18 protein-coding genes, 2 pseudogenes and 1 riboswitch are annotated in these 23,903 nt (G+C 43.0%); of the genes and pseudogenes, 16 read left to right on the top strand and 4 right to left on the bottom strand.

Annotated features, from left to right (window positions below; all coding sequences use genetic code 11):
* Nucleotides 1-468: 468 nt before the first annotated feature.
* A pseudogene (locus FTU65_RS04985) lies at nt 469-1,793 on the top strand (ISNCY family transposase).
* A 17-nt stretch (nt 1,794-1,810) separates the two neighbouring features.
* Here the strand turns inward: FTU65_RS04985 and FTU65_RS04980 are convergent.
* A complete protein-coding gene (locus FTU65_RS04980) occupies nt 1,811-2,029 on the bottom strand; it encodes a DUF3565 domain-containing protein (RefSeq protein ID WP_180066476.1) in 219 nt (72 codons plus the stop codon).
* 125 nt (nt 2,030-2,154) lie between these two features.
* Nucleotides 2,155-2,870, bottom strand: a pseudogene (locus FTU65_RS04975) (GGDEF domain-containing protein).
* Nucleotides 2,871-3,379: 509 nt separating this feature from the next.
* Here FTU65_RS04975 and gshB point away from each other — a divergent pair.
* The 8 genes from gshB (at nt 3,380) to lpxC (ending at nt 12,743) form a co-directional block, all read left to right on the top strand.
* Nucleotides 3,380-4,324 carry a glutathione synthase gene (gene gshB, locus FTU65_RS04970; protein WP_180008764.1) on the top strand — a complete coding sequence of 315 codons (945 nt, stop codon included), beginning with the start codon at nt 3,380-3,382 and terminating at the stop codon, nt 4,322-4,324.
* A gap of 302 nt (nt 4,325-4,626) precedes the next feature.
* Nucleotides 4,627-5,724 (top strand): undecaprenyldiphospho-muramoylpentapeptide beta-N-acetylglucosaminyltransferase, encoded by a 1,098-nt coding sequence (gene murG / locus FTU65_RS04965; protein WP_168379398.1) that lies wholly within the window; start codon nt 4,627-4,629, stop codon nt 5,722-5,724.
* Nucleotides 5,725-5,738: 14 nt separating this feature from the next.
* Nucleotides 5,739-7,187 (top strand): UDP-N-acetylmuramate--L-alanine ligase, encoded by a 1,449-nt coding sequence (gene murC / locus FTU65_RS04960; RefSeq protein WP_078190576.1) that lies wholly within the window; start codon nt 5,739-5,741, stop codon nt 7,185-7,187.
* A gap of 59 nt (nt 7,188-7,246) precedes the next feature.
* Nucleotides 7,247-8,176: a D-alanine--D-alanine ligase gene (locus FTU65_RS04955; protein WP_180008768.1), complete on the top strand. Its 930-nt coding sequence runs from the start codon at nt 7,247-7,249 to the stop codon at nt 8,174-8,176.
* Between the two features lie 3 nt (nt 8,177-8,179).
* Complete coding sequence (locus FTU65_RS04950; protein WP_180008770.1) at nt 8,180-9,034, top strand: cell division protein FtsQ/DivIB; 855 nt, start codon at nt 8,180-8,182, stop codon at nt 9,032-9,034.
* A gap of 68 nt (nt 9,035-9,102) precedes the next feature.
* Nucleotides 9,103-10,365: a cell division protein FtsA gene (gene ftsA, locus FTU65_RS04945; protein WP_078190573.1), complete on the top strand. Its 1,263-nt coding sequence runs from the start codon at nt 9,103-9,105 to the stop codon at nt 10,363-10,365.
* Between the two features lie 159 nt (nt 10,366-10,524).
* A complete protein-coding gene (gene ftsZ, locus FTU65_RS04940) occupies nt 10,525-11,715 on the top strand; it encodes a cell division protein FtsZ (protein ID WP_078193216.1) in 1,191 nt (396 codons plus the stop codon).
* 125 nt (nt 11,716-11,840) lie between these two features.
* A complete protein-coding gene (lpxC, locus tag FTU65_RS04935) occupies nt 11,841-12,743 on the top strand; it encodes a UDP-3-O-acyl-N-acetylglucosamine deacetylase (protein WP_168379401.1) in 903 nt (300 codons plus the stop codon).
* A gap of 97 nt (nt 12,744-12,840) precedes the next feature.
* Here lpxC and FTU65_RS04930 read toward each other — a convergent pair whose 3' ends face one another.
* A complete protein-coding gene (locus FTU65_RS04930; RefSeq protein ID WP_111884464.1) occupies nt 12,841-13,281 on the bottom strand; it encodes a DciA family protein in 441 nt (146 codons plus the stop codon).
* A 106-nt stretch (nt 13,282-13,387) separates the two neighbouring features.
* On the opposite strand from FTU65_RS04930, the gene FTU65_RS04925 reads away from it, so the two are divergent.
* The 3 genes from FTU65_RS04925 to FTU65_RS04915 all read left to right on the top strand — a co-directional run bounded on the left by FTU65_RS04925 (nt 13,388) and on the right by FTU65_RS04915 (nt 19,055).
* On the top strand, nt 13,388-14,083 hold the full coding sequence (locus FTU65_RS04925) for a M23 family metallopeptidase (RefSeq protein ID WP_180008772.1): 696 nt from the start codon (nt 13,388-13,390) through the stop codon (nt 14,081-14,083).
* Between the two features lie 281 nt (nt 14,084-14,364).
* A complete protein-coding gene (aceE, locus tag FTU65_RS04920) occupies nt 14,365-17,067 on the top strand; it encodes a pyruvate dehydrogenase (acetyl-transferring), homodimeric type (protein WP_180041745.1) in 2,703 nt (900 codons plus the stop codon).
* Between the two features lie 2 nt (nt 17,068-17,069).
* A complete protein-coding gene (locus FTU65_RS04915) occupies nt 17,070-19,055 on the top strand; it encodes a 2-oxo acid dehydrogenase subunit E2 (protein ID WP_180066474.1) in 1,986 nt (661 codons plus the stop codon).
* Nucleotides 19,056-19,103: 48 nt separating this feature from the next.
* On the opposite strand, the gene FTU65_RS04910 is transcribed toward FTU65_RS04915, so the two are convergent.
* Nucleotides 19,104-19,814 carry a methyltransferase type 11 gene (locus FTU65_RS04910; RefSeq protein WP_180066472.1) on the bottom strand — a complete coding sequence of 237 codons (711 nt, stop codon included), beginning with the start codon at nt 19,812-19,814 and terminating at the stop codon, nt 19,104-19,106.
* 58 nt (nt 19,815-19,872) lie between these two features.
* Nucleotides 19,873-20,015, top strand: a riboswitch (yybP-ykoY riboswitch).
* Between the two features lie 74 nt (nt 20,016-20,089).
* Between FTU65_RS04910 and FTU65_RS04905 the strand changes: the two genes are divergently transcribed.
* From FTU65_RS04905 to guaB, 4 genes are all read left to right on the top strand, one after another.
* Nucleotides 20,090-20,668 carry a TMEM165/GDT1 family protein gene (locus FTU65_RS04905; protein ID WP_078190565.1) on the top strand — a complete coding sequence of 193 codons (579 nt, stop codon included), beginning with the start codon at nt 20,090-20,092 and terminating at the stop codon, nt 20,666-20,668.
* Between the two features lie 194 nt (nt 20,669-20,862).
* Entirely contained in the window at nt 20,863-21,660 is a 798-nt protein-coding gene (locus tag FTU65_RS04900) for an MBL fold metallo-hydrolase (protein ID WP_078190564.1), read from the top strand.
* Between the two features lie 99 nt (nt 21,661-21,759).
* The gene (locus FTU65_RS04895) at nt 21,760-22,125 is read left to right on the top strand and encodes a YkgJ family cysteine cluster protein (RefSeq protein ID WP_168379406.1); all 366 of its coding nucleotides are present in this window, start codon (nt 21,760-21,762) and stop codon (nt 22,123-22,125) included.
* A 219-nt stretch (nt 22,126-22,344) separates the two neighbouring features.
* Nucleotides 22,345-23,811 (top strand): IMP dehydrogenase, encoded by a 1,467-nt coding sequence (gene guaB / locus FTU65_RS04890; protein ID WP_078190562.1) that lies wholly within the window; start codon nt 22,345-22,347, stop codon nt 23,809-23,811.
* Nucleotides 23,812-23,903: the final 92 nt, after the last annotated feature.

Below are 23,903 nucleotides of genomic sequence, written 5' to 3'. Positions count from 1 at the left end.
GATATAATTTACATTAAGTACATTATTAGAATAAATATATAGAATGCCTCGTTTAGTTCTAAAGGCTAAATCAATAAGATCTTTTGATCCTAAATTTTTGATGGCCTTAATTGATTGTCTACCTTTAAATCAGCGACCCTCTATTAAGGAATTATTAAATCTTTATCCAGAAGAAATTAAATTAGATCTAACCTCTGAAGTATTGGAGTCTACTATTGAAAAAATATCAGCTCGATTAGGTACGGTATTCGATATTCAACATTCATAATTTAAAATTAAATAATAGATGTTATATGAAAGGCACAATTCATGAGCCTTTTCATCACTCGTTTAACATAAAATCTCTTATACGAAACTCTCTTGTAAGCCCAAAGTAGAAATGTCCGGTTTCTCCAAAGTAAAAATGTCCGCTTTTAGAATATGCGCTTTTGCGATTATCGAAGCGGACGGTTTGATATGTTGGTGTCTATGTCGGATAAAGAACTTAAACGATTGTCGGTCTTGCAAGAAATCTGCGATCAACGCATAACTCAACCTCAGGCTGCTCAGCTACTTCATATCTCAGAACGTCAGATCAGACGCTTACTGCAGAAATACAAAGCTCAAGGTCCCGCTGCATTAGCCCATGCCGCTCGTGGCCAAATCAGCAATTCTAAACTTCCTGAAGAACTCAGACTTAAGTGTCTCAATATTGTTTCAGATCAACTTTATGGTTTCGGACCCACTTTAGCGCATGAAAAGCTCACCACTGTTCATGGATTTGATATTTCAGTGGAAACACTACGTTCTTGGATGATTGCAGCCGATTTATGGATCCCTCGCTGCAAGCGCCTGAAACGACCATATCAGCCTCGTTATAACCGAGATTGTTATGGTGAATTGATCCAAATTGATGGCTCACACCATGATTGGTTTGAAGGTCGAGCACCTAAATGCTGTCTGCTAGTATTCATCGATGATGCCACAGGAAACTTGCAGCATTTACGCTTCTGTGCGTCAGAGTCAGCCTTTGACTATATGATTTCGACACGTTTATATATCGAACAGCATGGTAAGCCATTGGCATTTTACAGTGACAAACATTCAGTTTTTAGGGTGAATCAAAGTAGCAAGAAAGACACCAAGATCACGCAATTTGGACGTGTGCTCAGTACCCTCAATATCGATATCATCTTCGCCAACTCACCACAAGCTAAAGGCCGTGTAGAACGGGCGAATAGAACGCTTCAAGACCGTCTGATTAAAGAAATGCGTCTGGAAGGCATTAGTTCGATTGAGCAAGCCAATGCATGGTTGCCCTGCTTCATTGAGCAGTTCAATCAGAAGTTCGCCAAGATGGCTTTTAATCCTAAGAATCTACATCGGCCTATCACTGAAACAGCCGAAGAATTAGATGATATTTTTACTTGGCGTGAACCTCGCAAAGTTACAAACAGCCTGACGATTACATATGATAAATGCGTATATATCCTGAAAAAAACAGAAGAAAATCAAAGGTTGATCGGTAAGTATCTTGAGTTCCTGGAATACCCGGATGGTACTGTAGCCCTCATGCATGATGGCCGAAAGATCAATTACAGCCTATTCGATAAATTAAGTCAGCTGAATCAGCGAGAGATTGTTGAGAATAAACGTTTGGGTTCTGTACTAGCGCATATTCAACAACAGCATGAAGAATTAGAACAGCAAAACAAACGGAGTCGTTCTCAATCCATGCCACGTAGACGTGCACAGAAAACAGCAATTCAACAACGCAATTGAATCCTGTGCTTGACTTGGAAATGCCTGTATAGGACATTTCTATTTGGTTTTAAGGTAGGACATTTCTACTTGGGAATAACATCTCTTCATCACACTTCTTACATTCCAACATTATCCCTAACTTTTCATTTCGTCCTTGCTCAGTGATAACCCAAGAACGGTTTTGCCAAGGCGGATCATGCCGCACATGCTGCGTGTGGCCGCAGGCTAAAATAGCATACCAATGATTTTCATCATCCAAGGCAAAATCAACAATGGCTTGCTGCATATCAAACACCTGTCTAAATTGAACTTATGTTGAAAAGGGAATAGAGTTCATCTTGAACAATTACAACGGTTTGAATATCAAATTGCTAAATAAACTGTGAAATTTGGTTTATTTCTGCCGCACGCTTAGGCCGTGACAATTCTATTTTTCCCGCCATGTTTGGCTTTATACAGCGCTAGATCAGCACGTTGAATTGTATCTTCGTAGGTGCAATCTTCAGGCATGATGGTTGTCACTCCTATGCTCACGGTGACATGCGCGTTATCTATTGAAAACCGACTTAATTCTTTTCTGGAATGTTCATGAATCCGTTTGGCAAACTGAATGGCCTGATCGCAGCCCGTGTTGGGCAAGGCGACCACAAACTCATCTCCACCTAAGCGGCAGGCGCAATCAGTTTTGTGCAGCGTTAAACGAAGAATATCTGCGACTGCTCGGATTGCCTCATCACCGACATGATGACCTTTGCTGTCGTTGATTTTTTGAGGTTATCAAGATCGAACATCAAGATCGAGGTCTGTATGGAATGCCGTAGGTATGACTCATAATGTAATGCTAAATCATGCTCTAATTTTCTTCGGTTGAAAAGACCAGTTAACTGATCGGTATGGCTGAGTTCTTTCAGCTTGATTTCCAGGTTGTGACGCGCTGAAATATTACTTGCGACCCAAAGTACAACGTCTTCTTCATCTACCGAAAAACTGAGAGCTTGGATGCGCACCTCAAACCAAATGGGCTCTTCAGGACCATAATCGGGCAGACCTTTTACATCCCTATTGCTCAGCTCATACTCTTCGATGAGTAGATTTCCTGATGCTAGAGCTTGGTCGATCAGTTGCATAAAAAAGTTGGCTTTATCTGGCTTGATCACATCTGAAATATAGGTACCAACAAGACCGGAACCATCGTGGTAATAGCGATTATCGCGCCCACCAAAAACCGCAACGTATTTTCCACTACGCGATATGACAAAAGCAGGGTCTGGCAAAGCATCAAGAATGATAGCCATCTGCTCAATGTTGATCATTAATTAATTCTATTTTTTATTTACAATAATTAACACAATAGCTAAAAAAAATAAAAAGCACGTGTTTTTTAACCAAAAATAGGGCTAAGTATATTTGGAAGTAATTAAACAGGTAGCAATGCTTTGGTATTTATTTATGCAGACCTATCAAATGATATTATTAAAGCTTATTTCCATTATTGAGATAAAGCCGATGATAGAAATGTTTTGAATTATCGCCTGCATCACACGAATCCATACATACACATGCAAAATCAGAATAAACAAAAGAAAAATCTCGGCTATACTCGTTCATAAATTGATAATGAACAGAGCACTGAATAATGCGTGTACTTGTTGTGATGGATCCCATCGAAAATGTAAACCTAAAAAAAGATACCTCAATGGCGATGCTATGGGCAGCAGCACGTCGTGGACATGAGCTAGGCTATGCATTACAGCAAGATTTATATATCGATCAAGGCAAAGCCTTTGGTTTGATTTCTCCGCTAAAAGTTTTTGAAGACTACAACCACTATTACGAACTCGGCGAAAAACAAAAAGAATCAATTGCTGCTTATGACGTGGTTTTGATGCGTAAAGATCCGCCGTTTGACATGAACTTTGTCTACACCACCTATATTTTGGAACAGGCTGAACGCGAAGGCGCATGGATTATTAACAAGCCACAAAGCCTACGTGACTGCAATGAAAAATTGTTTGCGACACAATTCCCTGAACTTCAAGTACCAACCTTGGTGACTTCACAGCAAAGTCTGATTCGTGAATTTTTACAAGAACATGGCGATGTGATCGTGAAACCATTAGACGGCATGGGCGGCATGGGCATTTTCCGTTTATACCAAGATGGCGTTAATATCGGTTCAACTATTGAAATCCTGACCAATAACGGCACACAGCCGATTATGGCGCAGCGTTATATCCCCGAAATTGTGGATGGCGACAAGCGCATCTTGATGATCAGTGGCGAACCCGTACCGTATTGTTTGGCGCGTATTCCGCAAAATGGCGAAGTGCGTGGCAACTTGGCGGCAGGTGGTTTGGGCGAGGCGCGTCCATTGACCGAAAATGATAAAGCTATTGCAGCCAAAGTTGGGCCATTCCTTCGTGAAAAAGGGTTAGTGTTTGTTGGTCTGGATGTGATTGGTAATTACGTGACTGAAATTAATGTCACCAGTCCAACCTGCGTACGTGAAATTGATGCGCAATTTGGAACCTCGATTGCCGATGATTTATTTGATGTCCTTGAGGCAGGTTTAAAAGCTTAATTTTGCACTAGATTTAAAAGAGTCCTCCACGGGCTCTTTTTTTGTCCTGCCCTCAGGGGAGGGGAGCTTAAAAAGCAAAAAAATGTAAGTGAATGCAATTAAAGTGAAAAATTGTCTGATTTTTTTTCAATTCTCATAGATTAATAATAAAACTAGTTTAAACTTTTAAAATAGTAGAAAAAAACAATCATACGCCTGTTGAAAAAAAGTAAATTACCTTTCACGGTCATGCTTTTGTGATTACAATTGTTTGCTTAAAATCGAATATCATTAGCCTCTTTTTAGAATTGAAGAATTAGACAGTGACCGAAGTAACGCAAGTAAAGCCGAAACATGTCATGATGATGGCTGCCGGAACCGGTGGTCACGTCTTTCCAGCGCTCGCTGTTGCCAAAGAGTTGCAACAACAAGGCTGTGAAGTTTCTTGGCTCGCAACGCCAACAGGCATGGAAAATCGCCTGCTTAAAAATCATAATATTCCAATTTATCAAATTGATATCCAAGGCGTACGCGGCAATGGAGTCGTGCGTAAGCTGATGGCACCGTTTAAAATTCTCAAAGCTACTTTGAGTGCCATGCGTTATATGAAACAACTCAAAGTTGATGCAGTTGCAGGCTTTGGGGGTTACGTGGCTGGGCCAGGTGGCTTGGCAGCTCGTGCATTGGGCATACCAGTCATTATCCATGAACAAAATGCTGTGGCTGGGTTTACCAATACGCAGTTGTCACGTGTGGCCAAAATTGTTTGTCAGGCATTTCCAAATACCTTTCCAGCACAAGATAAAATCGTAACCACAGGGAATCCTGTACGTAAAGAAATTACAGAAATTTTAAATCCGTCATGGCGTTACCAAGAGCGTGAAAAAGCTGGGTTGCCATTACGGGTTTTAATTGTGGGTGGCTCACTGGGCGCACGTGCCTTAAATGAATGTGTGCCGGCAGCCTTGCAGCAATTAGAACAGCCACTCAGTGTATATCACCAGTGTGGTCAAAATAACGCTGAAAGCACATTGGCTCGTTATGCAAATGCACCTGAACATATGCAAGTTGAAGTTCAGCCGTTTATTGAAGATATGGCAGCAGCCTATTCTGCAGCGGATTTGATTATCTGCCGTGCTGGTGCGCTAACCGTCACTGAAATTGCGACAGCAGGTGTAGCAGCCGTGTTTGTTCCTCTGCCAAGTGCAGTGGATGACCATCAAACTGCAAATGCAGGGTTCTTGGCCAATATCAATGCCGCAAAAATTTGCCCACAAGCGGACATGACCGCAGAAAGTTTAACAGCGTTGTTGAAGCCGCTGATGAATCGCCAACGACTTATGGAAATGGCGGTTAAGGCTCGACAACAGGCACAACCCGATGCGACACAGCACGTGGTTGGTTTAATTCAAGATTTGTAAAATTCGAGTAATCTATGTCTCCATCAACGCCTGCCGATCAAGCGAAAAAGCTCATTAAAGTGCCAGAAATGCGCCGTATTAAACACATCCATTTTATTGGGATTGGTGGTGCGGGCATGTGCGGTATTGCCGAAGTATTGAAAAACCAAGGCTATAAAGTTTCAGGTTCAGATATTAAAGCGTCGAAAACCACGGCTCAGCTTGAAGAAAACGGCATTCAAGTTTTCATCGGTCATGCTGCTGAAAATATTCAAGGCGCCAATGTAATCGTTGTATCAACAGCTATTGATTCTGAAAACCCAGAAGTGAAAGCGGCGATTGAAACCCGTACACCTGTCGTGCGTCGTGCAGAAATGTTGGGTGAATTAATGCGTTACCGTCATGGTATTGCCGTTGCGGGGACGCATGGTAAAACCACGACAACCAGTCTGGTGACCTGCATGTTGGCAGAAGAAAATCTGGACCCAACTTATGTCATTGGTGGTTTATTAAATCGTACTGGTGTGAATGCTGCATTGGGTGCAAGCCGTTATATCGTGGCTGAAGCAGACGAATCAGATGCGTCATTCCTGCATTTACAGCCGATGGCAACGATTGTCACTAATATCGACGCTGACCATATGGATACCTATGGCGGTAGTTTCGATGTATTGAAAGATACCTTCGTACAATTCTTACAGCGCCTTCCATTTTACGGTTTAGCTGTGATGTGTGGTGATGATGCCAACATCCGTGAAATTATGCCGCGTATTGGTCGTCCTGTCGTGACTTATGGTTTCAATGAAGACAATGACATTCGTGCCGTTGATGTGGCTCAAGAAGGCATGCAATCACACTTTACAGTTTTGCGTAAAGACCGTGAGCCGTTACGTTTAACCATTAACTTGCCGGGTCTTCATAATATCTTAAATGCCTTGGCAGCGATTGGTATTGCAACGGATGAAGGCGTTTCTGATGCTGCGATTGCACGTGCCTTAGAAAGCTTCAGTGGCGTAGGTCGTCGTTTCCAAGTACAAGGCGAATTTGAAGTTGAAGATGGCTTGGTAAAATTGGTGGATGACTATGGTCACCATCCAAAAGAAGTGGAAGCGACCATTAAAGCGGCACGTGCAAGTCATCCTGATCGCCGTTTGGTGATGATGTTCCAGCCACACCGTTTTAGTCGTACGCGTGACTGTTTTGATGACTTCGTCGATGTCTTGTCTCAAGTCGATCAACTGTTGTTATTAGAAGTTTATCCTGCAGGTGAAAAACCAATTGTGGGTGCGGATAGTCGTGCGTTGGCTCGAAGCATTCGTCTCCGTGGTGAAGTTGAGCCGATTCTCATCGATCCAGTAGAAGGCAACTTACAAGCAGTAATGAAAAAAGTGTTACAAGCAAATGACTTGTTATTAACACAGGGCGCAGGTAATGTTGGAGCAATCTCAATCGAACTTGCTCAAAACAATCTCTATGTAAAATGATCACCGCTTGGTGATCCAAAGTTTGTTTAGACTGTAGATAAAAGTTTAAGGATATAAACGTGTCAAATGCTTCAAAATTCGGCAAAGTTGCCGTGTTATTAGGTGGGAAATCTGCCGAACGTGAGGTTTCTCTCGATAGTGGTAAAGCTGTACTTGAAGCATTGGTGCGTTCGGGTGTAAATGCCGAAGCATTTGATCCGCAGCAACGCAGTGTGACTGAGTTGGTGGCTTATGACCGTGCATTTATCGTACTTCATGGCCGTGGTGGTGAAGATGGTCAAATTCAGGGTACTTTGGAATGGTTAAACATTCCGTACACTGGAACGGGCGTTCAAGGCTCAGCGATTGGTATGGATAAAGTCAAAACTAAACAAGTTTGGCAAGGTTCAGAACTACCGACAGCACCTTATCGTATTGTCAGCAAAGATTCAGATTTACAAGAAATTGTAGATTCAATTGGTTTGCCATTTATTATCAAGCCAGTGCATGAAGGCTCAAGCATTGGTATGAGCAAAGTTGAAAAAATTGAAGACTTTGCAACCGCAATTGCCAAAGCGACCCAGCATGATGCCGTCGTGATGGCTGAAAAATGGATTACCGGACGTGAATTTACCATTGTGATTTTAAATGGTCAGGCATTACCGGTGATTCGTTTAGAACCGCCTGCAGATGTGGCTTTTTACGATTACGAAGCGAAATATAACCGTAACGATGTGCAATATGGTATTCCATGTGGCTTGACTGAAGATGAAGAAAAGCGTCTACAAGCTTTATCTTTACGCGCTTTCCAAGCGGTAGGTGCGAGTGGTTGGGGCCGTATTGACGCGATGCAGGATGCAGAAGGAAACTTCTGGTTACTTGAGGTAAATACTGTTCCGGGTATGACCAGTCATTCTCTAGTGCCAAAAGCTGCTAATGCTGTAGGTTATAGTTTTGAAGATCTTTGTGTTGCAATTTTGGAACAAACCTTAACAGGTGCGGCACATTAAATTATGGCTCAACTTCCTGCGTCTATGCGCCGTAAACGTGCAGCAACGACATCGATACATGACAAACCACCGACACGTAAGGAAAAGCTTACCAATGTGGGTGGATGGCTGTTGTTGTTTATTGCATGTGTGGTTTTGATTGCCGGAATTTGGGGGCTATATAAAGTCATGACGGATGCACGTGTGGCTGAACTTGATGTGGTGGGTGTGCGGAGCGCCCAAGAAAAACAACAAGTCATGTCATACGTTTCACCGATGATGACTGAAAACTATTTTACCTCTGATTTACGTGTCATTCGTGACCGTACTTTAGAAATTTCATGGGTCGATCGCGTGGTGGTATCACGTGCTTGGCCAAATGCAATTCGTGTACGGGTGATGCCGCGTCAAGCGATTGCACGTTGGGGAACTGGGCGACTGTTAAGCGACAGTGGTGATGTATTTGCCGAATTAACCCCGACCAATCATCAGAATTTGCCGTTATTGCATGGGCCGACGAGTCAGTCCAAAATGATGATGCGTCGCTATAATGAAATTAATCAATTATTTATACCTGTTGGCATTCGTTTAAAAGAATTATATTTAACCGAACGAATGACTTGGTTTATGCAGTTTGATTCAGGCTTACGCGTGATTGTCGATCAAGATCAGACCATGAGTAAGTTGCAGCGTTTAAGTTATCTCGCACACAGTGACTTAAAACCTGTATGGCCACGAATTTCTGCCATCGATTTGCGCTACCGAAATGGTTTAGCGATTCAATGGAAAAACTCTGTGCCAGCAAAGTCGGTAAATGGTCAGTTTGTTGTAACCAGTGATGACATAGGCATTGCGAATGCAGCGCCGGTAAAGCCATAATGATCGGCTTTATAAGTAGAGGCTTTAAGCCATAAATTAAACAAACATGTGAATGGTAGTAGTAAATAATGAATGAAGCTGTTCCCTCGGTTGTTGCGATTGACATTGGGACACACAAAGTTTCAGTTTTGATTGGTAAGGTACACGCGCCAGACAATATCCAAGTGGTAGGGATGGCGACCGCTCGTAACCGCGGCATGAATAAAGGGAAAATTGTCAGTCTCGATAAAGTTGTTACCGCAATTAAAAATGCAGTGCAGGAAGCGGAAGATATGGCGGAATGTCGTGTACATTCTGCGTGGATTTCCATTCCAAGTGCTGAACTAAAAAGTTTTTATGCCTCTGGTCGCACTCCAATTGAAAATAATGACCATGCGATTACCACCAATGAAGTGGTGCGTGCATTAGAACTGGCCAAAGCCAGTCATTTAACGTCTGACCACTATTTGGTGAGTGCTGTACCTTTAGGTTTTGAACTAGATGATGAACCTGAGTGGGTATTAAACCCGATTCGCATGTCAGCACGGAGTATGACAGGGCATTATCATTTGATGATGTTGCCCATCAGCACCATGCAGAATTTGGATCGTGCATTAAAAGGCGCCAATATTGGTGTTGAACGCATGGTCATTTCATCATTAGCAACAGCTGAAGCCAGTTTGCTTAAAGATGAAAAAGAATATGGTGTGTGCTTGGTCGATATTGGTGCAGGTACGACCAATATCGCGGTGTATTTAGATGGTCGCTTGGCGATGACACATACCTTGCAACGTGGCGGTGAGCATGTAACACGTGATATTGCTGCTGTATTGCAAACCACAACAGAAGAAGCTGAACGCATTAAGCTGTTGTATGGTTGTGTTGACCTGAAAGTGGTTAAACCTGAAAGTATGATTCAGTTCCAAGGGATTGATGGTCCACAAACCATTAGCCGTATTGAACTGACCGAAATCATTATTGCGCGCTATGAAGAAATCTTTAATCAAGTGCGTAATGAATTGGTCGATCATGGTGCGATTCATGGTTTATATCATGGTGTTGTACTCACAGGTGATGCCTGCCAAATTGAAGGGATGGTGACATTTGCACGTCGGATTTTAGGTGTCTCTGCACATTTAGGTAATCCACCTATGCAAGTGTATGCCGATGATCAACAGCAAGCTGCTTTACGTCGTTCACAATACGCGACTGCCGCAGGTCTGTTAATTTTCAGTCAAAGCGAAACACAAGATACGATCGTTGAGCCAGAAGATACGGAAAAACTTTCAGTATTGAATCGGGTAAAACGGGCATGGTCGGGCTTCAATGACACCTTGAAGTCGATCTTTTAAGTTGAAATATTTGGGAATATTGTTGGGAAGTTGTACGGATTATTGCTTGTACTTGACAAGCTGGAACTTGGACAGCATTCTAAAAAACAATTTTTATTAAGATCAAGGCAGTATACGGGCTGAAGTGTCTGCCAATTATGGATTAGGAATTTTTTAGGCATGGCCTCATTTGAATTTTTAGAAGATGATCAAAGCGACAGCAACGGTCAAGCCCGTTTCACAGTATTCGGTGTGGGTGGTGCTGGCGGTAACGCTGTGCAACACATGTTGGAATCAGATATCGAGGGTGTAAAATTTGTTTGTGCCAATACAGACAAACAAGCACTCGACCGCATGAATGCACAATTTAAAATCCAACTCGGCGAGCAAAGCACGCGTGGTTTGGGTGCAGGTGCAAATCCACAAGTGGGTCAAACTGCTGCTGAAGAAAGCCGTGAGTTGATTCGCCAACACCTTGAAGGTACGGACATGGTGTTCGTGACTGCAGGTATGGGCGGTGGTACTGGTACAGGTGCTGCGCCGGTTGTTGCTGAAATTGCCAAAGAAATGGGTATCTTAACTGTAGGTGTGGTGACGACTCCGTTTAACTTTGAAGGTAAACGTCGTCAGCAATCTGCTGAGAAAGGTATCGAAGCCCTTGAGCAACATGTTGATTCTCTAATTATTATTCCGAACCAACGCCTGCTAAAAGTGTTCCGTGATATCTCGATGAAAGATGCTTACAAAAAAGCAGACGACGTACTGTTAAATGCTGTACGTAGTATCTTTGATCTTGTCGTGCGTCCTGGTCATATCAACCTTGACTTCGCCGATTTGAAAACTGCGATGAGTACACGTGGTTATGCCATGATGGGTGCAGGTTCTGGTCGTGGTGAAAACCGTGCACGTCAAGCTGCTGAACAAGCGATCCGCAGCCCATTGTTAGATAACGTGACCATCATGAATGCAAAAGGCATTTTGATTAACGTTACTGGTGGCGATGATGTAACCTTCGGTGAAATTGAAGAAATCACTGATGTGGTGAACCAAATTGTCGATCTTGATGAAGGTCAAGTGTTCTACGGTACGGTATTTGATCCAGATGCACGTGATGAAATTAGCGTAACGGTGATCGCAACGGGTTTAACTCGTAATTCTGCCGATTCTGCTGAGCCAGTGAAACGCCCTGTCGCACAAGCAACGCGTACAGTCGCTTCTGCACAAGTACCTGTAGATGAAGATGATGTGCCAGCGATTCAACGTCAGCACAATGAAGCAGCTGCTCCGGCTGCAGCAGCGGCGTCAGCATCCAATTCACGCCCTACGCCAATGAGTATTCAAGACTATTTGAAAAATCAGCAACGTAAATGACATAAATTCAATGACTTAAATGTCTGTTGATTACAAAAGGTAGCTGATCAGCTACCTTTTTGTTTTTTATCAATGGCTAAATATGCTAACGTATAGCGGTTTTGTGAACTGATGATAGAAGACACATGTTGAAACAACGTACCCTGAAACGCATCGTGAAAGCGAGTGGCATCGGACTGCATAGTGGGCAAAAAGTGATGATTAACTTTGTGCCACATCATGCCGATGGGGGGATTGTGTTTCGTCGTATCGACTTAAATCCACCGATTGATATTCCAGCCGATGCTATGCTGATTCAAGAAGCATTCATGTGTTCTAACTTGGTGCAAGAAAATGCCAAGGTGGGTACAATTGAGCACATTATGAGTGCGATTGCTGGTTTAGGGATTGATAACCTGATCGTGGAAGTGTCGGCGTCTGAAGTGCCCATTATGGATGGGAGTGCCGGCCCGTTCATTTATTTGCTTATGCAAGGTGAACTACAAGAACAAAATGCACCTAAAAAATTCATAAAAATACTTAAACCTGTCGAAGCACTGATTGATGATAAACGTGCTGCCTTTCAACCGCATGACGGTTTCCAATTAAATTTTACGATTGATTTTGACCATCCTGCATTTAAGAAAGAATTTCAATCGGCAACCATCGACTTTTCAACCGAAACATTTGTCTATGAAGTCAGTGAAGCGCGGACTTTTGGCTTTATGAAAGATTTGGATTATCTCAAAGCCAATAATTTGGCTTTGGGGGCGAGTCTCGAAAATGCCATTGGCGTAGATGAAAATGGTGTGGTCAATGAAGAGGGTTTACGCTTCTCGGATGAGTTTGTTCGTCACAAAATATTAGATGCTGTGGGTGATTTATATTTGCTTGGTCATCAAATTATTGCGAAATATGATGCCTATAAGTCAGGTCATGCATTAAATAATCAGTTATTACGCAATGTCAAAAGTGATCCAGACAGCTATGAAATTGTAACATTTGATGACATTAATGATTGCCCAATTAGTTATGTGAATGTGACATAAGTCATTGTCTTATAATAGTGATGTTATATTGTATCATTTTTAAGTGTTAAGTCTGTCACATTCTGAATATTCAAATTTATCTGTTACAACTCGGTGGTTACTTTTTATTGCTTGCCAAACGCAGCATTGCTTGGCTAAGCTTAGGGTCGCTCACAAAGTCAGCAGCATTACGGAGTAAATCCTGAGTTTCTGTACTGAGGGTTCTTGAAATTTTTTCAGGGGAATGGGGCGTTGGAGACGGAGTTCTCAGACGGACTTGAATCTTGTGTAAATCCTTGAATTCGTATATTTGTGATAACTGTGCAATATATTGCTTTTGTAAATAGGCCAACTGACTTATCAGTGCCTGATTTTCTCCAGTTAATATAAGTACACCGTTTATATAACAAACGACTTGCCATTGATCCGGTTGGGGTAATAGCGGTTGGACAATTTTCGTAAGCTTCTGCCATGCAGCAACTTGCGTTGAGAGAAACGAAAAGTTTCCTGTTTTTATGTGTTTTCTTGTTGGTTGAAAGACGTTGACAGGTTCTGACATACATATTTCCTACATGTTTATGTCTTAATCTTATGCGCTCCTTTTGGCTGATATCAAGGACGAAATCACACAAGGAACAAAAGAGAACAGTTTATAGAGGTTTTTTATGCATTTACGACGTATTTTATTGGCGTTTTCATTGGCTGCTTCGGCCGCTTCAGTCGCTTTTGCAGATTTAGTTGAATTAAATCAAGCAGATTCATCATCAGATCGTATTGAACAGTTAACTCGCACTTTGTCTCAAGGTGCTTACTCTGAAAGCAATGATATTGATATTCCAGCAGAAACAAAGTTGAATGTTCAAATTCGTGAAAAATCAATTGAACTCAACAATGCGACAATCGCAAAAAAATACGGTTCAAGCAATTCCTCTAAAAACTATTCAGCAAGTTCAAATAATCCATATTCATGGTTAATTGCCCACCCACTTCCAGACATGAAGCGTGTAAGTTCAAACTATGGTGGTCGTACCATGGGTGGCCGTGCAGAAAATCATTCAGGTTTAGATCTTTCTGCGGCTAGTGGCACACCTATTTATGCAACGGGTCCAGGCATTGTAACAAAGTCAGGTTGGGGCACAGGTTATGGTCAATATGTTGAAATTAACCATGGTAATGGTTACCTGACACGTTATGCACATGCATCACGCTTAATTGCACGTGTAGGCGACCGTGTTGCTGCGGGTGAGCATATTGCTAACGTTGGTTGTACTGGTCGTTGTACTGGCCCACATTTGCATTACGAAGTAGTGAAAGATGGTCAACGCAAAAACCCATCGACGTATTTAGCGATGTTGCCATAAGCGCATACAACATCTGTATACGAAGCCATTGTCTGAACCTCTACAGACAATGGCTTTTTTATTTATCGCTAATAACTATAAAATTATCATTCTAAAAAATATTGTCTGTATGAAATATGGCGAAAATTGACCCAAAAATGTAAATTTGTGTAATTGTTAATCAATAAGTATTTAGTAAATAAATAATAGAGCTATTTCGTATTCATCTGTGGCGATAACTCAGCCTAGCCAAAATATGGTACTAATAGAGCCATATATTTAGCACATAGGATAGGTGAAGTATGGCGTTTTATGGCGATACAGATGCGCAAGAAACCCAAGAATGGCAGGACGCATTTGATTCAGTTTTACAGCACATGGGAACTGACCGCGCTGCATTTTTGCTTGAAAAACTCTATCAACAAGCGATTGCTAAGCACGTTCCCATTCAGCGACTAAATACTCCTTACTTAAATACCATTTCAGTTGAAGAACAACCGCCTATGCCGGGTGATTCGGATATGGAGCGCCGTATTCGTGCGCTGATCCGCTGGAATGCCTTAGCGATGGTACTGCGTGCCAATAAAACAGGTGACGATTTAGGTGGTCACTTGGCAAGTTTTGCATCATCTGCCACTTTATATGACGTGGGTTTTAACCACTTCTTCCGTGCCAATAGCGACAGCTTTGGCGGTGACATGATCTATTATCAAGGTCACTGTGCGCCAGGTATCTATGCACGTTCGTTCTTAGAAGGTCGTTTGACTGAAGAACATTTAAATAATTTCCGTCGTGAAGTTGGCGGTAAAGGTTTACCGTCATACCCACATCCGTACTTGATGCCAGATTATTGGCAGTTCCCAACCGTATCGATGGGTCTAGGCCCGATCATGTCGATCTATCAAGCACACATTCAAAAGTACTTGATGAACCGTGGCCTGATCAAAGAAGAAAACCGTAAAGTTTGGGCTTACCTCGGTGATGGTGAGATGGATGAGCCTGAAAGTACAGGTGCCATTTCACTTGCAGGCCGTGAAAAGCTCGACAACCTGATTTGGGTCGTGAACTGTAACTTACAGCGTCTAGATGGCCCAGTTCGTGGTAACGGTAAAATTATTCAAGAACTTGAATCATTGTTCCGTGGTGCAGGCTGGCGTGTGATTAAGGTGGTATGGGGTCGTCATTGGGATCCGCTACTGGCAAAAGATGATTCAGGTGCCTTAAAAGCGGTGATGGAAGAAGCGGTTGATGGTGACTTCCAGCGCTATCAAGTGAAAGGCGGTGCGTATACGCGTGCGCATTTCTTTGGTAAATATCCTGAAGCTGAAGAGTTGGTTCGCAACTTAAGCGATGAAGATATTGATAACCTGAACCGTGGTGGTCATGACCCATTCAAAGTGTATGCGGCTTATGCCGAAGCGATGAAGGAAACAGGTCAGCCAACAGTTATCTTGGCAAAAACAGTCAAAGGTTATGGTTTGTCGGAAGAGATTGAAGCAGTCAACAAGACGCATCAAATCAAGAAAATGCAGCTTGAGTCGTTGAAATATGTACGTAACCGTTTCAACTTGCCATTTACCGATGAACAGCTTGAAGAAGTGCCATTCTATCGTCCGAGTGAAAACTCGCCTGAATTGAAATACATGAAGGCGCGTCGTGAGGCATTGGGTGGTTATTTACCTGCACGTCGTAAAGAAAGTGAGCAGCTGGCGATTCCTGAGTTGTCTGTGTTTGATGCGGTACTGAAAGGCAGTGGCGGTAAAGAACAATCGACGACTATGTTGATGGTGCGTTTGATTTCTTCGTTATTGAAAGAAAAAGCCATTAAAGACCGTGTCGTGCCAATCGTACCAGATGAAGCGCGTACTTTTGGTTTGGAAGGTATGTTCCGTCAGTTGGGGATCTATGCAGCGCATGGTCAAAAATATACCCCTGAAGACCAAGAGCAGTTGATGCACTATCGTGAAGCCAAAGATGGTCACATGTTACAAGAAGGGATTAACGAAGCAGGTGCGATGAGTGCTTGGGCTGCGTTAGGAACCAGTTATTCAACCAATAACTTGCCAATGATTCCGATGTATATGTACTACTCGATGTTTGGTTTCCAACGGATTGGTGATATTGCATGGGCGGCAGGTGATGCGCAGGCGCAAGGTTTCTTGCTCGGTGCAACTGCGGGTCGTACAACACTGAACGGCGAAGGTTTACAGCACCAAGATGGTCATTCACACATCTTGGCAAATACGATTCCAAACTGTATCTCTTATGACCCATGTTTTGGTTATGAGTTGGCAGTGATCGTACATGATGGTTTAAAACGCATGTACGTGAACCAAGAGCGCGTGTTCTATTACTTAACAGTAATGAATGAAAACTACGAACATCCAGCTATTCCTGAAGGTGCTGAAGAAGGCATTAAACGTGGTATGTATCTCTTCGAAGAAGATGAGAAGGCAACGGTTCAGTTGATGGGTTCAGGTGTGATTCTGCGCGAAGTTATTAAAGCGGCGAAAATCCTTCGTGATGAATATCAAATTCATTCAAACGTATGGAGCGTCACTAGCTTTAACGAATTAGCTCGTGATGGTATGGCGTGTGAAGAATACAACCGCTTACATCCGTTGGCTGAAGATACGAAAGAAGCTTGGGTCTCTCAATTACTTCGTGAAAAAGACGGTATTGTGGTATCGGCAACTGATCACATGCGTGCGTATAGCGAACAAATCCGTGCCTATCTTCCAGACAATCGTCCATTTGTTGCATTAGGTACAGATGGTTATGGTCGTTCAGATACACGTGGCAACTTACGTAGCTACTTTGGTGTCGATGCTGCACATATTGTGGTAGCAACATTGAAAAAACTCGCGGATGAAGGCGAAGTTGATGCACGTTTAGTTAAAGATGCCATCTCAAGCTTTGAACTAGATACTGACCGTCCAGTGGCATGGGCTCCGCAGGAAACGCCGGAACTGCATGCTGTGGCTGACTACAAAGAGGAGAACTAATCATGCAAATTACGACTCCTGATATTGGTGTAGATAAAGCAACGGTCGCTGAGATTTTAGTGAAAGTCGGCGACACCATTAGCGTTGATGACAGCATTGTGTTGTTAGAGTCTGACAAAGCCTCTGTTGAAGTGCCAAGCACTTTGGCAGGCGTGGTGAAAAGCATTGCAGTTAATCTGGGTGACAGTGTTGCTGAAGGTGCTGTGCTGATCGAGTTGGAAGCAGAAGGTCAAAGTGCTGCTACAGCTGAGCCAGTACAAAATGCAACTGAAGACCATGCAGCAGAACCAACTCCGGTTGTGGAAGCAGAACAAGCTGCAGCAGCACCTGTTGCAGCCAATGCTCCTCAGTCGCAAAGTATCGATGTGCAAGTCCCTGATATTGGCGTAGAGAAAGCTACGGTGAGTGAGATTTTGGTCTCTGTCGGTGATGAGATTGATGTTGATCAAAGCATTATCGTGGTGGAATCAGACAAAGCGACAGTCGAAGTCCCAAGTACTGTATCAGGCCGTGTTGAATCGATCACGATCAGTGCTGGCGATGTAGTGAAAGAAGGTGTAGTGATTTTAACGGTGAAAACGGCGGCTTCATCTGCTGCGGTTGAATCGGCTGCTGTGCAAGAAACTGCACAGCCTGTTGCTGCACCTGTTGTTGCAGAAGCAACACCAGCGCCGTCTACGGCTACAGCGTCTGGACCTGTAGAAATTGCAGTGCCTGATTTAGGTGTTGATAAAGCAGCAGTGGCTGAAATTTTAGTCGCTGTGGGTGATGTGGTTGAAAAAGACCAAAGCATCATCGTGGTGGAATCAGACAAAGCAACGGTAGAAGTACCAAGCTCTACCGCTGGTAAAATCACCGCGATTCATGTTCAGTTAGGGCAAAGTGTCTCTGAAGGCGTCGCTTTAGTGACGATTGACGCCGAAGGTCAAGCTGTTGCGGCACCCGCGCCAGCAACGAAACCTGCTCCAGCAGTAGCACAGCCTACGACAGTTGCTCCAAAAGCTGAAAGCAAAGTTGAAGCAGCAGCACCGCAACCACAAGGCGCAGATAAACTCACCAAAGAGCAAAATGCTGCCAATACCAAAGTGTATGCAGGACCGGCCGTTCGTAAGCTTGCACGTGAATTGGGTGTGGTTTTGGCAGAAGTCAAAGCATCGGGCCCGCATGAGCGTTTAATGAAAGAAGATTTATTCGCTTATGTAAAAACCCGTTTGACTACTCCGCAAGCGGCACCTGCAGCTCAAGCTGTGGCACAGGTTTCAGGCTTGCCGAAATTACCAAGCTTTGATGCTTTTGGTGGTGTCGAAGAGAAAGTTTTGACACGTTTACAACAAGTGTCGATTCCGCAATTGTCTTTAAACAATTTTATCCCGCAAGTGACGCAATTCGATGCTGCGGATATTACCGATCTTGAAGCTTGGCGTAATGATTTAAAAGCTAACTTTAAGAAAGAAGGTATTGGCTTAACCATTATGGCTTTCATCATCAAAGCAGTGGCTTATTTGTTGAAAGAAGAGCGTGAATTTGCAGGTCATTTGTCTGATGATGGCAAGTCAGTATTGCTACGCAATGAAATCCACATGGGGATTGCCGTGGCAACGCCTGATGGTTTGACCGTGCCTGTACTGCGTAATCCAGATCAAAAATCGATTAAGCAGATTGCAATTGAGCTGGGTGAACTGAGTCAAAAAGCACGTGACAAAAAACTGTCGCCGAAAGATCTACAAGGTGCGAACTTTACCATTACCAGTCTGGGTTCAATTGGTGGTACGGCATTTACACCGCTGGTTAATTGGCCACAGGTGGCGATTTTAGGTATTTCACCTGCAACTATGCAGCCGGTGTGGAATGGTGAAGGCTTTGATCCACGTTTGATGCTGCCGCTGTCATTGTCATACGATCACCGTGTAATTAATGGTGCGGATGCTGCACGTTTTGCCAATAAACTGACGAAGCTGCTCAAAGATATCCGAACTTTATTGATCTAATCTGACCTGTTTAAGTTTCAAAATGAACCCTGCTTTGGCAGGGTTTTTTTATGGCGTCGTGGTGGTGGACTGACAAAGCCAATCAGGAAGTTCAATGGGTGAAGGGTAGAGCTTTAATGCCGAGTTTGCGTTGAGGTTATAGGTGAGTGGAAGCGTACGATGTGGCTGCGCCGTCGACCAAAGCTTTTGTCGTAAATGTTCAAAGCGTTGAAAGTCTTTTAAAAATAAGCCCCAAAACTTTTCATAATGCTCAAGTTCTTGCACATGTTGATGCTGATATGCATGTGTTTGACCGTGTTGGTGCTGAAAGTCATAGCCCATCAGCCAAATACGCTGCGGTTGAAAGAGATGTGCGAGTGAATAGGCTTGAAGGCCGCAATTATTACCATAAACAAAGTGCGGTGAATGAAATAACTCCGCTTGCGTGTCGATGCGCACGGTTTTGAGATTGATCACTTCATGTTCAGGATATGGCCGGTTGTGACCTAAACCACATCCGCTAATGATGTCACCTTGAAAGCAGGCTTTGAGCATGGGTTGATACTGTAACCACCATGCATAGTCTGAATGATGGGCAATTTGAGCCTGAGGAAGTTGAAGAAAACTTTGATTACAGCAAATGATCAGCAGCTTTTTTGAGGGCTGAATGGTGGCTAAGTCAAAACTGAGCTGAGACGGGCCGCCTGCAATGATTAATACATCTTGCACATGCATATAGTGTTGAATAAATTCTTGAAATTTTTGATTATTGTTTTGCATATCAAATTGAGTCATCGAAAATTAAAATTGCGAAAACATGCATTCCTCGCTAGAATAGCATTACTTCATTGGGGAGTAGCCGCTTTTTACGCAAAGTAAGAAGGTGATGGTCAACATATTTGCTCTAAAACGAGCATGGTCATCATAGCAAAGAACCAAATGAGCTCTTCGTAGCTTTCTTTTGTTGGCAAGACCTTTGATTTATCACTCTGCACATTGGCTAGCAGGAGGGATAAGTCATCGGTATATGTTATTGCTAGCCAGAGAAATGCACCATGTTAACAGCTTTCTTCATTTCCCTTGCTGTTGTTGCCCTGTCAGAAATGGGTGATAAAACACAATTACTTGCCTTACTGCTTGCTGCACGTTTTCGTAAACCCGTTCCGATTTTAATTGCAATTTTCCTCGCGACTGTGGTGAACCACGGGGTTTCTGCTGTGCTGGGTCAATGGATTACCACCGTTTTAAGCCCAACCGTTTTATTGTGGATTGTTTCTCTGGGCTTTATTGCTATGGCGGTGTGGATGTTGATCCCCGATCAATTGGATGATGAATCTGAAAGTATCAATAAATGGCAAAAATATGGGGTTTTTGGTGCCACTTTCGTTTTGTTCTTCTTGGCTGAGATTGGAGATAAAACCCAAATTGCCACAGTTGCACTGGCTGCACGCTTTGACAGTATTGGCTGGGTGACTTTGGGGACGACACTAGGCATCATGTTGGTTAATGCGCCTGCGGTATTTATTGGGAACAAACTAGCAGAAAAACTACCGATTTCACTGATTCATAAAATTGGCGCCCTAGTATTCTTGGTGATTGGTTTGGCTGCGTTGGCACAACACTATTTATTTTAAATAATGATCTCACCATATTAAAAATACATGAAATCCTGAGTTAAAAACTCAGGATTCTTTGCCAATAAATGAGACCCAATTCACTGATATTTCAGATAATATTGACTGAATATTTATTGTAAGTTTCCCTAAATAAATATATGTTATTAACCTATAGAATATATTTTTTTTGATAAAAAATTTGGGGAATGGGAATGGCTTTCGAACGCACAACATCACAGGTACTTTATGATGATGGAAAGCATAAATGTATTAGCTTTACCAGCTTGGTAAAAGGCGAGGGCGTACAGGCGAACCAGTTCCTGATTTTGGATAATGAGCGCGCAGCGGTGCTCGATCCGGGTGGTGACTTGACCTATGTCCCACTGACTATGGAACTGAATAAATATACCCGTTTGACCAATCTTGACTATGTGATGGCCTCGCATCAGGACCCAGACATTATTACCTCGATGCCGCGTTGGTTGGTTTATACTGACGCCAAAGTGGTGGCATCTAAGCTGTGGGCGCGTTTCTTACCACATTTAAACTCTGCATTTATGAGTGACCGGATGAAAGGCAACTGGTTGGATCGTCTGATTGAACTGCCAGATCATGGTCAGGTGATTCCATTAGGCAACAGTCATTTGGTGGCTGTTCCTGCACATTTCCTACATTCGGTTGGTAACTTCCAATTTTATGACCCGATTGCCAAAATTTTATTCTCAGGGGATATGGGCGCATCTATGGTGGATGATGCCTCTAAACCTTTAGAAAATTTTGCCGCTCATATTCCTAAAATGAAAGGCTTCCATCAGCGCTACATGTGTTCGAACAAAGTGATCCGTCTGTGGGTCAACATGGTACGGACGATGGATGTGGAAATGATCGTACCGCAGCACGGCACGCCATTTATTGGTAAAGAACAGATCAACCAATTCTTAGATTGGATCGAAACCTTGCAGTGTGGTGTCGATTTAATGGATGAAACAGTCTTTACTTGCCCAGTATAATGACTTGAAAATTCAGAAAAAATAATTGAGTTTGCAGATAACATTTTTTAGTATTTTTCGTCCATAAAATAAGCTTTTAGATGACGAGAATAGATAAAAATGTTGTCTCAAATACCGACTCAGGATGCATGTTTAACCTGTGGAGCATGTTGTGCCCACTATCGCGTTTCTTTTTATTGGGCAGAAGGGCTGAATATGCCCGAACATTATACTGAACCGGTTAATGCCGTGTATTCATGTATGGCGGGCACCAATCAAACACAGTCTCGTTGTATCGCTTTGGGTGGGAAAATTGGGCAAGCAGTGAGTTGTAGGGTGTACGAGGCTCGGAGTTCCACATGTAAAAGTGTGCAGATAGCTGATGAGCAATGTAATAAAGCACGCATCGCGCATCAAATGATTCCATTGATCAGTATTCCACTGCATGACGCTGAAAATGATGAAGATTTCGATCAAGTCAGTTAAGGCTTTAGTTCCAGAATAAATTTATTGAAATTAAGCGGTAGAGTCTTCGGATTCTGCCTGTATTGAACAAGTTGCTGACTAACCCTCAGTGTATTCTTGCTGAAAACAGCATATTCGATGGTTAATATTGAAAACTCCGTAAAGAATTGCCGCAATTAAAATGAAAATTGAACGGAAATTTGTATATAATGGCTCACGGAAATTACCAGCGAGACTGTTATGTTGACCATCGTTCAAGAAGCCCTAACCTTTGATGATGTCTTATTACTCCCTGCCTATTCTACTGTTCTCCCAAAAGATGTCTCTCTTAAGACACGTTTCACACGTGGCATCAATTTGAATATTCCACTTGTTTCTGCTGCGATGGATACTGTGACTGAATCACGTATGGCAATTGCAATGGCGCAAAACGGTGGTATCGGTATCCTGCATAAAAACATGGATATTGCTGCACAAGCTGCAGAAGTTCGCCGCGTGAAAAAATTTGAAGCAGGTATGGTGAAAGACCCAATTACCGTTACACCAGAAACGACTGTACGTGAGCTGATTGCTTTAACTCAAGCAAATAACATCAGCGGTGTACCAGTGGTGAAAGACGGTCAAGTGGTGGGTATTGTTACTGGTCGTGACACTCGTTTTGAAACCAATCTTGAGCAACCTGTTAGTAACATCATGACAGGTCATGATCGTTTGGTAACTGTTCGTGAAAACGAATCAAAAGAAAATATCCAAGCATTACTTCAAAAACACCGTATTGAAAAAGTCCTTGTTGTAAATGACAACAACGAACTGAAAGGTTTAATCACGGTTACTGATTTCCGTAAAGCTGAAAACTATCCAAACAGCTGCAAAGATGACTTAGGTCGTTTACGCGTTGGCGCTGCAGTTGGTACAGGTGCAGAAACACCAAGCCGTGTAGAAGCATTGGTAGAAGCGGGTGTTGATGCGATTGTTGTTGATACTGCACATGGTCACTCTGCAGGTGTAATTGAACGTGTACGTTGGGTTAAAGCCAACTATCCACAAGTTCAAGTGATTGGCGGTAACATCGCGACTGGTGATGCAGCTCTTGCATTATTAGATGCTGGCGCAGATGCAGTGAAAGTGGGTATTGGCCCAGGTTCAATCTGTACTACACGTATTGTGGCTGGTATTGGTATGCCGCAAATCTCTGCGATTGACAGCGTTGCCAATGCACTAAAAGATCAAATTCCATTGATTGCAGACGGTGGTATCCGTTTCTCTGGTGATATGGCAAAAGCGATTGGTGCCGGTGCGAGTACCATCATGGTAGGTTCATTGATGGCGGGTACTGAAGAAGCACCGGGCGAAGTTGAATTCTTCCAAGGTCGTTACTACAAAGCGTATCGTGGTATGGGTTCATTGGGTGCGATGGCAGGTGCAACAGGTTCTGCTGACCGTTATTTCCAAGACTCAAAAGCAGGCGCTGAAAAACTTGTACCAGAAGGTATTGAAGGTCGCGTACCGTACAAAGGCCCAATGGGTAACATCGTTCATCAAATGATGGGTGGTTTACGTTCATCTATGGGTTATACCGGTTCTGCGGTGATCGATGACTTACGTAAAAATGCACAGTTTGTCAAAATTACTGCGGCAGGTATGTCTGAATCTCACGTACATGACGTGACTATTACTAAAGAAGCACCAAACTACCGTGTTGGTTGATATTTAGTAGCTTTTAGCCGAAAAGGCCGTCATTAATATGACGGCCTTTTTGTTTTTGGTGTAAAGTATTTGCAGTAAAAAGTGATGATTAA

Origin of the sequence: Acinetobacter sp. YH12129 (assembly GCF_013418685.1) — a bacterium.
GTDB lineage: Bacteria > Pseudomonadota > Gammaproteobacteria > Pseudomonadales > Moraxellaceae > Acinetobacter > Acinetobacter amyesii.
The sequence above is the reverse complement of the archived record's forward strand: the minus strand, read 5'-3'. Positions and strand labels throughout refer to the sequence as shown.